At 43.3% G+C, this 14,347-nt stretch carries 14 protein-coding genes, 1 tRNA gene, 1 pseudogene and 1 other annotated feature; of the genes and pseudogenes, 4 read left to right on the top strand and 12 right to left on the bottom strand.

The window, feature by feature from the left end; all coding sequences use genetic code 11:
* Positions 1 to 53 precede the first annotated feature (53 nt).
* Together HMPREF0501_RS07120 and asd are read left to right on the top strand one after the other, a co-directional pair.
* Positions 54 to 617, top strand: coding sequence for a cadmium resistance transporter (locus HMPREF0501_RS07120; protein WP_006917266.1), 564 nt, complete (start codon positions 54 to 56; stop codon positions 615 to 617).
* 74 nt (positions 618 to 691) lie between these two features.
* Positions 692 to 1,786 carry an aspartate-semialdehyde dehydrogenase gene (asd, locus tag HMPREF0501_RS07115; protein ID WP_006917265.1) on the top strand — a complete coding sequence of 365 codons (1,095 nt, stop codon included), beginning with the start codon at positions 692 to 694 and terminating at the stop codon, positions 1,784 to 1,786.
* A gap of 54 nt (positions 1,787 to 1,840) precedes the next feature.
* Here asd and HMPREF0501_RS07110 read toward each other — a convergent pair whose 3' ends face one another.
* From HMPREF0501_RS07110 to HMPREF0501_RS07070, 10 genes are all read right to left on the bottom strand, one after another.
* Positions 1,841 to 2,710, bottom strand: coding sequence for an alpha/beta hydrolase (locus HMPREF0501_RS07110; RefSeq protein WP_040456118.1), 870 nt, complete (start codon positions 2,708 to 2,710; stop codon positions 1,841 to 1,843).
* 1 nt (position 2,711) lies between these two features.
* Positions 2,712 to 3,872, bottom strand: a complete 1,161-nt coding sequence (locus HMPREF0501_RS07105) for a cation:proton antiporter (protein WP_006917263.1) — start codon at positions 3,870 to 3,872, stop codon at positions 2,712 to 2,714.
* A gap of 22 nt (positions 3,873 to 3,894) precedes the next feature.
* Positions 3,895 to 4,785 (bottom strand): aldo/keto reductase, encoded by an 891-nt coding sequence (locus HMPREF0501_RS07100; RefSeq protein WP_006917262.1) that lies wholly within the window; start codon positions 4,783 to 4,785, stop codon positions 3,895 to 3,897.
* A gap of 93 nt (positions 4,786 to 4,878) precedes the next feature.
* A complete protein-coding gene (locus HMPREF0501_RS07095) occupies positions 4,879 to 6,075 on the bottom strand; it encodes a glycosyltransferase family 8 protein (RefSeq protein ID WP_006917261.1) in 1,197 nt (398 codons plus the stop codon).
* Positions 6,076 to 6,082: 7 nt separating this feature from the next.
* Positions 6,083 to 6,256, bottom strand: coding sequence for a hypothetical protein (locus tag HMPREF0501_RS08975; protein ID WP_006917260.1), 174 nt, complete (start codon positions 6,254 to 6,256; stop codon positions 6,083 to 6,085).
* A 305-nt stretch (positions 6,257 to 6,561) separates the two neighbouring features.
* Positions 6,562 to 6,635, bottom strand: a tRNA-Thr gene (locus tag HMPREF0501_RS07090).
* A gap of 95 nt (positions 6,636 to 6,730) precedes the next feature.
* Entirely contained in the window at positions 6,731 to 7,525 is a 795-nt protein-coding gene (locus HMPREF0501_RS07085; RefSeq protein ID WP_006917259.1) for a PD-(D/E)XK nuclease family transposase, read from the bottom strand.
* Positions 7,526 to 7,755: 230 nt separating this feature from the next.
* Positions 7,756 to 9,009, bottom strand: a complete 1,254-nt coding sequence (locus HMPREF0501_RS07080; RefSeq protein ID WP_006917258.1) for a D-alanyl-D-alanine carboxypeptidase family protein — start codon at positions 9,007 to 9,009, stop codon at positions 7,756 to 7,758.
* Between the two features lie 13 nt (positions 9,010 to 9,022).
* Complete coding sequence (locus HMPREF0501_RS07075; protein WP_006917257.1) at positions 9,023 to 9,535, bottom strand: hypothetical protein; 513 nt, start codon at positions 9,533 to 9,535, stop codon at positions 9,023 to 9,025.
* A gap of 4 nt (positions 9,536 to 9,539) precedes the next feature.
* On the bottom strand, positions 9,540 to 10,133 hold the full coding sequence (locus HMPREF0501_RS07070) for a phosphatase PAP2 family protein (protein ID WP_081443441.1): 594 nt from the start codon (positions 10,131 to 10,133) through the stop codon (positions 9,540 to 9,542).
* A gap of 126 nt (positions 10,134 to 10,259) precedes the next feature.
* Between HMPREF0501_RS07070 and HMPREF0501_RS07065 the strand changes: the two genes are divergently transcribed.
* Both HMPREF0501_RS07065 and HMPREF0501_RS07060 read left to right on the top strand, forming a co-directional pair.
* Positions 10,260 to 10,994 carry a gamma-glutamyl-gamma-aminobutyrate hydrolase family protein gene (locus tag HMPREF0501_RS07065; protein ID WP_006917255.1) on the top strand — a complete coding sequence of 245 codons (735 nt, stop codon included), beginning with the start codon at positions 10,260 to 10,262 and terminating at the stop codon, positions 10,992 to 10,994.
* A 123-nt stretch (positions 10,995 to 11,117) separates the two neighbouring features.
* Positions 11,118 to 11,348, top strand: a complete 231-nt coding sequence (locus tag HMPREF0501_RS07060) for a hypothetical protein (RefSeq protein WP_006917254.1) — start codon at positions 11,118 to 11,120, stop codon at positions 11,346 to 11,348.
* A 38-nt stretch (positions 11,349 to 11,386) separates the two neighbouring features.
* Here the strand turns inward: HMPREF0501_RS07060 and HMPREF0501_RS07055 are convergent.
* A pseudogene (locus HMPREF0501_RS07055) lies at positions 11,387 to 12,730 on the bottom strand (glutamate--cysteine ligase).
* A gap of 250 nt (positions 12,731 to 12,980) precedes the next feature.
* On the bottom strand, positions 12,981 to 13,994 hold the full coding sequence (gene asnA / locus HMPREF0501_RS07050; RefSeq protein WP_006917252.1) for an aspartate--ammonia ligase: 1,014 nt from the start codon (positions 13,992 to 13,994) through the stop codon (positions 12,981 to 12,983).
* Positions 13,995 to 14,056: 62 nt separating this feature from the next.
* Positions 14,057 to 14,303, bottom strand: a binding site (T-box leader).
* Positions 14,304 to 14,347: the final 44 nt, after the last annotated feature.

Raw genomic sequence — 14,347 nt, 5'->3', positions numbered from 1 at the left:
TTTTTGCGAACATATGTCATATATTGAATATGTTATATAAAGGAGATGTCAACATGAATTTAACTTTGATTACAATTACATTTTTGACGGTTAATTTGGATTTCTTTGTGATCTTACTTTTCTTATGCCAGCACTTCGCACTGCGGGATGTCCTGATTGGGTATCTAATGGGCCTGTTAATTTTAATGACCGGCGCCTTTTTAATTGGACAAACCCTGCAACACTTTCTGCCAGAATGGTTGTTGGGCCTTTTAGGACTCATTCCAATTTGGACAGCCCTGCACGATCGTGACGAAGAATTTCAAATTAGTACCCAGCGTCGCCCAATCCTCACCACCCTACTGACTTATCTATCTGTCTGTGCCGGGTGCAACTTGTCACTCTTTTTACCCGTTCTCGCCAATCAATCGTGGATCACGTTTTCGCTGACGATCGTATACATTGGTCTACTCACAATTCTGATTGTCTTTTTAATTAACTGGATTCGCCAGTTTCAGCCCGTCCAATCTTTAATTCGCCGCTGGGGAGAACCACCGATGAAAATTTGTTACATCGGAATTGGCATTTATGTTCTATTCGACAGTGGTTTAGTTCACCATTTAATTACTTTTATTTAGTAAAATATCCTTGGTTTATTCCGGTAACCGGTTTATAATTAAATTTCAATTAGAAAGATATGGAGGTTGTGATTATGGATCAAAAGCTCAAGGTCGGCGTCATTGGTGCCACCGGAATGGTGGGCCAACGCTTTGTTACGCTATTGGCGAACCACCCGTGGTTTGAAGTAACTGTGGTGGCAGCAAGTAAACACAGTGCTGGACAAAAGTACGGTGACGCAGTCAAAGACCGGTGGAAGATGGGCGATACCCCAATTCCTGATGGTGTCAAGGATCTCACAATCTTGGATGCGGAAAATGTTGATGAGGTTGCGTCCCAAGTTGATTTTGTCTTCTCGGCAGTCCACATGTCAAAAGATGAAATTCGCAACATCGAAGAAGAATATGCCAAGCATGAAACTCCAGTTGTTTCTAACAACAGTGCTCACCGGTGGACCCCGGACGTACCAATGGTAATTCCGGAAATTAACCCCGAACATACTGACGTAATTAAGTATCAACGGCAACGGTTAGGAACGGAACGCGGTTTCGTGGCAGTTAAGCCCAATTGTTCGATTCAAAGCTACACCCCAGCGCTGGAAGCCTGGAAGAAGTTTGAACCAACCCAAGTGTTGGCATGTACTTACCAAGCCATTTCTGGAGCAGGAAAGACATTAGAAACGGCTCCTGAAATTCAAGGTAACGTCATTCCATACATTCCTGGTGAAGAAGCTAAGTCCGAAGATGAACCATTGAAGATCTTCGGTCACATTGATGATGACAAGAAGGCCATTGTCAAGGCAGAAAGTCCTGTCATCACTAGTCAATGTTTGCGGGTTCCAGTTTTGTATGGTCATACCGTAGCTTCCTTCGTTAACTTCAAGCAAAAGCCAACTAAGGAAGACTTAATCCAAGCATTGGAAGATTACAGTGGAGTTCCCCAAGAACTCAACTTGCCAAGTGCGCCTAAGCAATTCATCCAATACTTAGAAGATGACTTCCGGCCACAAGTACGTTACGATGTTAATTTCGAACACGGCATGGGAATTTCAATTGGACGCCTTCGTCCAGACAAGCTCTTTGATTGGAAATTCATTGGTTTATCCCACAACACGGCACGTGGTGCTGCTGGTGGTGCGATTGAATTTGCGGAACTGTTAAAGGCCCAAGGTTACATTCAACCAAAGTAATGATATAAAAAAGACAACCGTAACGGGAAAATAATCCTGTTACGATTGTCTTTTTTATACTGTCCGGTTCCACAAAAAACTGTTCAATAGCGCATTCACGTCTGGATTGGAATGCAGTCGACTGTGCGATGCCTGCTTGCCTTTCATCTCCTGTTCTTGAAAGGACTTCGCCCGGGAGGCAACCAAGTAACGCATTGATTGCGCCGATTGAACGGTGAGGTCACCATCCGTTCCTGAACCCTTATCTCCATAAATATTCAGTACCATCGCCGAACGTGGATACGTTTTGCGTAGACCTTCTAGATAGCGATATTGCTTTGTAACGTTATTCAAAGGACGACCATTTTTGGCTAGACGATCATGATTCTTATTCGTGTCTGCCATGACCAGGCCATTAAAGTGACCAGCAATCGCCACCTGCTTATTCAAACTGGGCAGGTGCTGATCATTACCAAATTGCCGTAGATAATACATAATCGCCATGTTTCCCATTGAATGACCTACTAAATTAATCCGCTTGAAACGGTACCGGTTTTGTAACGTGACAATCACGTTTCGGACCCAGCGACCATCCGTTCGATAGTTACCGTTCCGTGGATTGTCAAAGTTTACTTCAACAATGGTATTCGTACTCTTGGCCTTAATTTTACCCGTCAACTTCACACTGCCATTTGGACGGACGTTGGCCCGAATCACCGCATTTTTGCTTGTAATTCCCTCTTTAACTGCCCCATTCACCATATATTCTTCAGCGTGGTAGCTACTTCCATAGCCATGGAAAAATAGTGTGGGCGTTCCAATTGTCGTTCGCCCGTTAACGGGGTGATAAGAAACTGTTTTAGCAAATAACCAGCCAGAATAATAACTAAAGCCTAATCCAGCAACTACCAGAATCACCAGTAGCAACCACCATCTTTTTTTCATCCTAATCCTCCTGGGCACCGTGCATCCGGTGAAGCGAATGTTTCAAAATAAACGGTGCCAAAATCGTTGCTAAGACAATAACAGTAATGATATCTGAGTAGTACTTTTCGGAAAGTAAGTGGGCTTGAAAACCAATTTGGGCCGTAATCAATGACATTTCACCCCGGGCAATCATCCCGCTCCCGATAATGTAACTACTGTTGAGGTCAAAGCCAGTTAACTTAGCACCGCCTCCACAGCCAAGGAGCTTCGTCAGACAGGCCAGTACGGTCATCATAATGATGAACCACAATGAATCCAGGAAGTGGTCAAAACGCATGCTTAACCCCACATTCACAAAAAAGATCGGAATAAACATCGCATAACCAATTGGAACAAAGCTGCGGTTAATAACTTCTTTTTTCTTCGTATTCGCAATGGCGATTCCCGCGAAGAATGAACCAACAGCCCCGCTCAGGTGAACGGCATCCGCTAAAGCGGCCATTCCTAGACATAAAATCATCGCCACAACGCTTGGTGCCGCGGTCGTCAACAAGTCAGAACTGATTTCCATTAAGTATGGTGCCAACCACCGCACCAAGAAATAAGTACCACCAAAAAAGATCACCTGTAAAAGAACAACTAATGGCAAACTCATCCGCTGTCCCGATTGACCATTCATCATACTAATCAGGATACTCAAAAGGAACACACCACCGATATCGTCAGCAACGGCTGCCCCTAGAATCGTGGCCCCTTCTTTACTGCCGAGCTGGTTGTAATCCCGTAGGACCGCCACAGAAATACTAACTGAGGTTGCAGAAAAGATCACCCCGATAAAGAGCGACTCAAACCACTGCATTCCATACAAGTCAGCGGCGACGCCCATTACGACAATCGGGAGAATCATTCCCATCAAGGCAACCACTACCGCTGGTTTTAAATACTTTTTGAGCAAACTCAAATCACTTTCCAAACCAGCAATAAACATTAAGATAATGACCCCAATTTCTTGAAATTCATTAATCATGTGGGTCTGGGTAATCCATCCAAAAACCGCGGGACCCATCACAATGCCGACTAAGATCTGTCCGATCACATCGGGAATTCCCATCCGCATACTAAAGTGTGAAACAACCTGAGTGACTAACAAAATAATGGCTAACGTTGCAATAAAGTTCATAAAATCCTCCGTGATTTAGTGGCTACCAATTACTTGGTGTCGCGACGTAGTCATCAACGCCGTCCGGATTGCCGGACCATTTGAATTTGTCATACCAAATAGCATGGTGCTGTTGGTCTAAGGCGTCAATCATTAACATTTCGTTGGTGCTCAAAGTGAAATCAAAAATATCAGCGTTTTCCTGCATTCGCTGTTCGTGCGTCGTTTTCGGAATGGCGACAAAGCCGTGTTGGAGACTCCAACGTAATTCTACTTGGGCAGTCGTCTTGCCATGCCGTTGGGCAATTTCTTGAATTCGTTCATTTTGAAGCAACTTTCCGTTACCAAGTGGTGACCAGGCTTCTAGCTGAATCCCTTGTTGTTGACAAAATTCGACAATCGGGCGTTGCAAAATGCCTGGGTTGAATTCAATTTGGTTAATGGCTGGTAGAACCGTCGCGTGATCAATCAGGTTGATCATCCGGCCATTATCGAAATTGCAGACCCCAATGGCACGTGCCTGACCATCCTTCAAGATGGCTTCCATGGCCCGCCACGTTTCATTAAACTTACCATTAACTGGCCAGTGTTCTAACAACAGGTCGACATGGTCCGTCTGAAGATCCTTAAGTTGGCCTTCAAAGCCGCGCCGAACCCGATCATAATCCCCCTGATCACCGTTAAAAATCTTGGTGGTGAGAAAAATTTGCTCACGGTTAATGATACCAGCTGTGATGGCATCTTGAATGCCGGCACCAACACCGGATTCATTTCCATACTGCTTGGCCGTATCAATCAGGACGTAACCATTTGCTAAGGCCGTTTTCACCATTGTCCGTGTTTCATCTAACGATGTTTTCCAAACTCCTAAGCCGAGCTGTGGGATTTTCACACCATTATTTAATGTAATTTTTGGCTGTAAATTTGTATTCATCCTCGACACCTCCTATTTACATTATAAACTGATTAGAAAAAATTATATAGAAAAAGTCGTCCAGTCGCTAAAATGCAACTGGGCGGCTTTCACCTACCCATTTTTCTGAATTCTTTGCACCATCTTTTGGTAATCGTCATCAGCAAAAATTTCCTGGTGAACTTGGTCACTCAATGCTGCAGCATCGCTAGCAAATGAATAAACCGGTCGGCCATTCTTGGCGAAGCGCTCAATCCAATCCTGATACTTAGTTTCCCGATTAATATCGAGGTAAGCTGTACAATCATGCATTAATTCTTCAACTCGTGGCTTGGAAATGCTGGCATAAACATGAACGTTGTGGAAACGCATGTAGTTCAACAAGGTTGGGCTAACTAATGAGAAGGCCGCCACATGGAATTCGTAATCCGGTAGCGCCTGTGCCAATTTGGCTAAATGAATCATTGAATCGGACGCGGTTAGGGTGAAAAACTTGCCCTTAACTGGCTTCGTCAGTTGTGGCAATTGACCATGCTGGGTAATGGTTACCCAATCTAAATTATGATATTGCCACCACTTTTCTCGCATTCGACCAGCGGACTGTAAATTCCATGGTTTGTCGGGAGAAGCATAGTGAATAATCTTTGGTTGAGGACAATTAAGCATCTTCTCAAAATACCCCGGCGCATTCCTAGGAGCTAAGGAAACGTCCCGATCATAACCAATCACATAGTTATATTCCAAGCCTAATTCTAAATACTGATGATTAAAGAATTGATTTAAAACCGTCTGGTCGGCATCTAAGATTCCCTTCTGCTGTGCCGCGGCCAGCATGTTATCGACCAAGTCGGGATCCTCGCGCAGCTTCTTGTTGTTGAACAGAATAATTCCGGCATTAAAAATGTCTGCTAAGAAGACATCATGGACCGCCGCAATTGGATAATCACCAAGGTCCATTGTCCACAATTCGCTAATACTTTGATCAACAATCGCATCACTATCAATGTACAGTGCACGATCTTCAGTAACCAGTTGTGGAATCATTAAACGTCCGTAGGTAATCTTACTAATGTGGGCTTTAGGCGACTCGGCATTACTGAATAATTCTGGATTAATCTTTAAATCAACTAGCTCACTATCAAGCTGCTTCAACCGGAGATTTAAGTTAAAAAAGTACTCCTGAGGAATATCTGAATTAATTAAGTAAATTTTAACACGCCGCAAATGGTACACGATCGACTTAATTGTCGTGGTAATTTGCGCCGTATAATGATTGTCACCAGAGAGGACAATCGCTTTTTTAGTTCCCATGAGATTCTTACTCCTTTGTTAATGCATCCAACACCGTTAGTGCAGCCATTGCTCTTTGGTAGTAATCATAATCACTAACTCGTTGTGCCTTGTCCCTTAAATCAATTAATGCCGCTCGTAAATTCTCATCCAAATACCTTTTCAAGTTGTATACGGGAACAATTACCGAAACCTTATCCATTTTTTCACCTACCCGTTAATAATTATAACAATTTAGTAGCAAAAGGCGTGGATCACTGAATAAACTGGCTATCAGACATTTAACTGATAACCAGTTTTTTTAGTTAATTGCAACACATTTAACTACCCTTAAACATTGGTATGACGATGATAATCGTTACTTCCCTATAATCTGTTGCAACACGCTTTGCTTCACGTGTTGCAGGTCTGCGACAATATTAATAGATTCTCTAAATTTTTTGATGGTTTTAAAAGGCTTAAAACCGATTAAATCAACGTTGAACAACTCATATCATCTTAATAATAAGCCATCTATCGGGTTCGAACCGACGACCTCATCCTTACCATGGATGTGCTCTACCTAGCTGAGCTAAGATGGCACTGTTAGTATAACTGATTTAGTCAACCGTCATCAAGATTGATCAGCGATCTGAAAAACGTCCTGAATAATATTTCATCCAGGACGTTATTTTAATTATTTAAGGTAGGTTTCAGCTTCCGCGGCGGATAAATCGAATTGATTCATCAATGTATGAACCGCCTCATTATGATTTGGTTCATACTTTTTCAATATTGCTGCTGTCTTCTTCGCGGCCTCCGTTAACCCTTCTTTGCGACCTTCCACAACTCCTTGTTTATGGCCTTCCGCCATCCCTTGCTTATGACCTTCTGCCATGCCTTCTTCAAGTCCTCGTTCACGACCCGCGGCTCGTGCATCCGCTAGATTCATCTCGTATGTCATAAAGCACCTTCTCCTTTCTGGATCCGCTTTAATTTCTCGCATCGTTTCCATAATTTTAACCACAAATGGGTCTCTTAAATTAACCTTATTTTCCATCAATTGAAGAAAACTCTTTATTTTCATCTTATCATGAATCACTGCAGCTTTGGCATTAAAAATAATTTCATGAAGACCGTCCCCTGGGTTCAAAATATCAAAATCAGATTGCCGCAAATAATACCGTAACCGATACGGTAAATTATGATGATTTGCTACCTGCATTTCAATCATGAAAATCCGCCCTTGGTCATCGCGGGCATAAATATCAAATCGTGATCCTCGTGAGTCTAATGGCCCATCCACCGTATACTGGTGTTGGTGAAATTCAATTTTTTGGACCTTTAGTTCAGGAACAGCACGTTGAATTAGTTCCAAACATAACTCTTTTTTCTGCATCACCATTCCAAACATCACATCGCTCGCAATTCCAAGTGATTCCCATTTCTTCCGTAACTGTTCATACTGTGTTAACTGCGTCTCTTGCTTCATTAATTATCCTCCAAATAATTAGTACAGACTCTGCTGCCCATTATTTAAAGACGTAAAGGGAGTGGGACAGAACTAGCTTGTCTAGTTCGTCTTCCCACCCCCGCAAGGATGGCTAGGTTGGTCAAATGCTGACTTATCAGCGTTTGAACTGCCAGCCAGCTACTGCGTTGCAACATTCTTATCTTTTAAAACAGTAAAAAGCTTGGGTTAATTCCCAGTCTCCCTTAAAATTAATTCATTAATGATTTTTTAGTGACATTTTGTTGGCTCACCACTGGTAGGTGCAAACTTGGCTGGCCCTTAATCGGGGTCACCTTAATTTGACCAACCGTTTCGCCCTTCTTCAATGGCACACGAAGCTTGTGTTGGCCAATGGTCCGTTTGCCCTTTGACAAAGTCAATTGTCCACTAACTTGATTGATCTTGCTTCCCTTTGGCAACCACAATGCTGCTGTTTGTTTCAAACCAATCTTTACCGTCTTACGTTTGCCATGCGCAACCCGCACTTGATTAGTGAGCTTTTTCAAATCACTAGGTTGTTTCAAAGTTACCGGTTGGTAAGCACCTTGAACGGCTTCCAACATCTTGTTAGTTTCTTTAAACTGCTTACTATAATCATGAATATCGGTTCCCAATACGACCGTGATTAATCGGCGATTATTGAAAACTCCAGTCCCCACAAAACAGTTACCGGCTTTATCCGTTGATCCCGTCTTCAAGCCATCCATCGTGCCATTTTTCGGTGCATTTCCATTATTAGGCAGCATTCCGTTGATATTCAGCATATTATAACTTTGCTTATCATCGACTTTAAATTCAACGTTCGTTGCCTTAGTGATGTTCAATGCATCCGGGTACTTAGTCACTAAATACCGGCTAATCAACGCCATATCCTTAGCTGAAAAAGCATTCTCCGCTTTCTTAGAGACACCTTTGATCCCATTAGAGCCAAGCTCACCATTTGACAGCCCGATCATATTATAGATTTTAGCATCATGAACACCAGCCTTTTTGGCCACTGCCTGCATTTTTTTATTAAAAGCTGCGGTACTGCCGGCTGAAGCTAATGCCAAGGCTTCCGCACTACCATCCGCCGACACAATCATCATTGATTCGCACAATGAACGAACCGTATAGCGATGACCTGCTTTTAACTCCACATTAGAAAAGTGCCAGTCCGTTGACGTTTTAGCGACCTTGCGATTGATTTTGATTTTTTGATTCCAACTCAGCTTTCCATCCGCAATGTCTTGCTCAATCACCGCTAAGGTTAAAATTTTGGTACATGAAGCCACCGCTAATTTCTGATTAGCATTTTGTTGAAACAGGATCTGACCAGTTTGCGCATCCATCGTAATCGCCGCTTTGGCTTCTAACTTAGTTTGATCAGCCTGGGCCGTTGAAATAAAGGCCGCTGTGAAGCAACTGAAAATCATCACGAATGTTGCAAGCAGTAGCCCTAACTGCATTAATCGTTTCTTCAAAATAATCCTCCTCTTACTTTTGCGGACCCATGTTCATGGGTGCTGGCATTGGCCGTGGTTGCTGGCTCGCCCGGAACCGTTCGAGTGACTCTTGGCGAATCTTCGCCGCATCCTTCTTTAACTTCGTATTATTTCCCGGGTTATATACGTTGAAATCACCAACTAAGTGGATTGCAGTTAATTCCAATTCGTCCGGTACCAAGAAGTCGTTCTTAAGCAGACTAACCAAATACTTAGCGGCATCATTGAGGTTTTCTAACGCCCCGAAGTTTTCCGTGTTTGCTTCCATTTCAGAAGTCTTATCAATATTCCACTGATAGTATTCATTAAATTGATCGACAATGTGTTGCATCTTATGCCGCAATTCACGACGAAACTGCGGAACGCCCCGCATATCTTCTGAAATGTACTTATTTTTCGCCACAAATTCGAGATTAAACCCATTTTGCGTTGGCTGCTGTTTCGTTTGATCAGCAGGCTGCTTAACCTGTGGGCTAATATGAAATTGAATTAAACGTGCTTCCATCCTTTTACCTCGTTATCAATATGTATAACAACTCGCCGCCAATCCACCAGCCATAAGCTAGCACAACTGCACCGAACACGTCTGATGGATAATGAGCATGGAGAGTCAGTCGGCAACCAATAACCAGAAGCCAGCCCAATAACACTAAATCGCAAATCAGTAAGTGTGGAAATAGCATTCCGATCATCATCGCCATCATGGTGGTTCCTAGCGTATGACCACTAGGGAAACTATACGTAGGGGTGGCTTGAACAAATGTTGCTGGTCGTTGTCGTTTGAGATGATGTTTTATCCAAATACCAAATGCATCAACAGAGGCTAGCATTACTAGAACATAAATTGCTCGAAGCCAGCGTCCCTGCACCACCAATAATCCGGCAAGCAAAAAGTCCCACATGACTAATGCCTTAGGGTCAAAAGCGGTGGCAACCAGCTGCCACCACCAATTATTTTGTTGCCGAATGATCCGATGCTGCAGCCGTTCTTCAACTAAACTAAACTGCGGCGAATAACGAATTCCCCAACATAAACTGCCAAAGATTAATCCCGTCATCAGTAGTTGCAATAGCCAGCCAATCGTTAATTGCGGATGCATCATTCCACCACCTTTATCGTAACTTCATTAGTGTACCAAAGTTTCCGGAATTTGAGTATTGATTCTATACAAAGTCTGGTAATTTATGGTATTTTATTATTATTAAATTTAGATGAGAGGATGAGGCGTATGATTCCACGAATTGCAATTTCTGCTGACACATTAACTGAGGCCACCAATATCATTAACGAACGGGATGCATCATTTGCACCCCGTCCCATTATTGAAGCTCTCATTAAATCACATGCTCTTCCGATCATCGTACCCAGTGTGCCGCCAGAATTAGCAAAAAACTACGTCGACCAGTTTGACGGCATCATTTTCGCGGGCGGCGAGGATATCGACCCCACCTTCTATGGGGAAGAGCCCCACCCCGGCCTAGGGATGACCTACCGTAAGCGTGACTTATCTGAACTCCAATTATTGAAGGAAGCCGTTAAGGCAGGTAAAGCTGTGATGGGGATTTGTCGAGGAATGCAACTGATTAATATCGGTTTAGGTGGCACCGTCTACCAAGACATGGCAGAAAATCCACATGCTGAACTGTTACATTCACAAAAGGCACCGGGTAACCTACCAACCCATCACGTTACCACAGTTGCTGGCAGTCGGATTCAGCAACTGGCTGGTGACCGTCCATACGTTAATTCCCGTCACCACCAAAGTCTGAATCAACTGGCTCCATCGTTAAAGGTCACGGCAACTGCTGATGATCAAGTGATTGAAGCCGTGGAATCCGTTGATAGCGATCAAATTCTCGCAGTGCAATGGCACCCGGAAAACATGTACAAACACGACCAAGTGGCCCAAAATATCTTCCACGACCTTGTGGCACGGGCTACGAAGGTAGCTGAACGAAACTAATGATGTCTCCAAAATTTCCTCCATTACGTAGATAATAAAGATGTTCAAGATGATCAGTATGTCGATTAACTACGGAATTATATTCACCAACTCAGTCAAAATCGCAGATGGAGGAATGAATATATGGATAACAAAACACATATGATGTTTCATGATGAAGACATTCGTGAAGAAGGACGCCAAGAAGGTATCCAAATCGGTGAAGAATCAGGAATCAAAAAGGGAAAGACCCAAGCTATCCAGCAAATGATCACAATCACACGCCAGTTAGGGATTCCCGAAGATCAATTACAACAAAAAATAAAGCTTTTATTTCACCTTTCCGATGATGAAATAAAAGCTTTATTTGAATAGTAAAAAGCGGCGGTCCAAACTGGGCTGCCGCTTTCTGATTATAGTGCATCTAACGCTGCTTTTAATTCTTTCGTCGTATAAATCTTACCATCTTCAAAGCCATGGAACGGATGAAGACTTTCTAGCGCTGCCTCTTGGTATCGCTTAGCCCGTTGCAATGCGTACGCCTCCAGCGAGCCATCCTGAACATAGTTCATTAACTGGCCACTTGGAGTCATCAGCGAATTCAAGATCCGGTCTTCCAACTCATCCAGGATTTCTGTATATTCTGGGCCTAATTGAATTTGATTAGCATACTGCGCCAAACGCTTAATCATTGCCAAGGCTGTTGCTTGATACTTGGTCTTTTTCCGTGGATCTTCTTCTGCCACTACCCGGTTGCGCTCATCCGCTTGTTTGAGGACATCATCAACTTCATTTTCTGGCATCGCTGGATGCATGATAAGGTAGCTGGCAAGCAACCGAATGAAGCGCAGCGTGACTGTCTTTACTCCGACGGCCGTGGTTGGGTCAAGGTCAAGCATCCGCAATTCGACATACTTAATTCCCTCTTTATGCAGCCGTTTTAACTCCGCGTTACCCTTAAAACGGACTGGACCGTGAAATTCATAATCCGAGGTCAAGATTCCTTCCTTAACTCCTTCTTCGATCCGGGCCACATAGCGATCAAGATTAGTAAAATCACCGCGGAATTTAGTTCCAAATCCGTACGAACTTTGCCGCATACTCCGCATCGGGTGGGCTAGTTTCTGATTGGGTTCCAAATAATTAGCTTCCGCGACCGGACTCGCCCCAAATAAGTAAGTCAATAACCACCGATAGCGCACAAAACCTTGGGCCACCACCGTATACAGATAATTCATCGCGGAACGTTCATCTGGAAACCGATCTGGTAGCTGCTTGCGGACTAAGTCCACAATGTGTGGTTTAATACTCAAATTAATGTGAACACCACACGGTGTCCCTTGCGAATAGCCATGTCGTTTTGCCCATTCATGTAAATAGGCTTCCTTTTTTGGGCCCATCTTCGCTAACACTAGCTTTGATTTATCCTTTGGTAACCGGGGTGGCATTGAAAGAGGCCATAATAGTTCTCCGGGCGCTAACGCATTGCGGAGCGTGGTGTTTAATGCGTAGAGATAGTGCATCGCTTCCAGCGCATAATCGGCTGCTGGAGTAACCGTTTCAGACATCACTTCCAAAAAGTCATTGGTCATCCATGGTTTGGTCTTTTCATCACCAATGCTAGCTGGATAGGGTTCTTGACTAAGATTTCCTTGACTATCAATTCGGTCCATTTCAATTTCAATGCCCATTGTAAAATCAGCAGTTTGCGCGACCGCTTAATTTTGAAAGATTAGTTGTCCAACTTTGCTAAACATAGCACCACCTACTTAATTAGATTTTTTTAATTTTTTATCATTATACTCTAATTTTTGCAGTTGGCAAATGTTTAACCAACCAAAATACACACAAATGGGATCCCAGTGTTCGCCAAAGTTGAACTCTCGAATCCCATTGCTTATTTATTCCGATGCTGCTAACTAAAAGTGTGAAGTAGGAATTGTGACAAAACCGTTAGCAGTCATTGTTATTAATAAAAAATTCAAACCCGACCACCCAACCACTGGTTTACAGTAATTGGATGCCTGCCGCTGCACATTTTTCGCGCATTTCTTCTGGCCAAATACTTGCTTGCACTTCACCAACGTGCGCCTTGCCAAGCAATAACATGCAGAGCCGGGATTGACCGATTCCACCACCAATCGTGTATGGTAATTCACCGTTTAAAAGCATTTTATGGAATGGTAATTGTTCTCGATCTACGGCCCCCGCTTGCTCTAGCTGATACTTCATTGATTCAGGGCTGACCCGAATTCCCATACTAGAAATTTCCAGTTTGCGTTGCAACGGTTCATACCAGAAAATGATGTCACCGTTCAATGCCCAGTCATCATAATCTGGTGCCCGGCCATCATGCGGCTTCCCAGACCGCTTTAATTTATCGCCGATTTTCATCACGAAGACACACCCTAACTCTTTAGCGATCCGTTCTTCGCGTTCCATTGGCGTTAAGTCCGGCCAACGATCTTCTAACTCTTGGGTCGTCACAAAATGGATTTCATCTGGCAAGTGGTAAACCGCTTGGGGAAATTTATACCAGACTTCGTGTTCCATATGTTTGATGACCTTGAAAATTTTTCTTACCGTGGCCTTGAGCGTTTCTTCAGTCCGTTCTTCTTTAGCAATAACCTTTTCCCAGTCCCACTGGTCAACGTAAATAGAATGGAAGTTATCCAGCTCTTCGTCCTTACGAATGGCGTTCATGTTGGTATAAAGCCCCTCATGCATACCGAATCCGTACCGTTTTAACGCCAGGCGTTTCCACTTGGCTAAAGAATGAACAATTTCAATGGTTTCATCTGGTAATGACTTCATTGTGAAAGAAACTGGCTTTTCCACCCCGTTCAGGTTGTCGTTTAAGCCCGTGCTCTTTTCGACAAACATTGGTGCCGACATCCGTTGCAGGTTCAGTTCCTTACCAAATTCATCTTGGAATGTTTCCCGAATGTAGCGAATCGCTGCTTCAGTTTCACGAATCGACAACCGTGGATCGTAGTCCTTAGGAATAATTAACTCTGTCATTATTATGCACTCCTTCATATTGCTAAATCGGGGCGCAAATAAAAAGCCTTCCGTCCCTGCAATCATGGGACGAAAGGCTTCTTTCCGCGGTGCCACCCAAGTTATCTAGTTTGCACTAGACCACTTCATTCGAGTACTAACATACTCAACCAGCGGTAACGTGCTGGAGACGACTAAGCCTACTTTGGTGACCATTTGGGTTAGCAACTTGGAAAGGGTTTTTCAATATTACAGGGTCGGCTAAGTTTGCACTATCCTTAGCTCACTAAACGAATGTTAATATTTACTCGTCTTTCTAATCGTTTTTTAATTAACTTGTTAGTAAATACTATAAACCATTTTTCAAAAAAGGC

It is taken from the genome of Limosilactobacillus coleohominis 101-4-CHN (assembly GCF_000161935.1).
Taxonomy (GTDB): domain Bacteria; phylum Bacillota; class Bacilli; order Lactobacillales; family Lactobacillaceae; genus Limosilactobacillus; species Limosilactobacillus coleohominis_A.
This window is presented reverse-complemented; position numbering and strand designations above follow the sequence as displayed.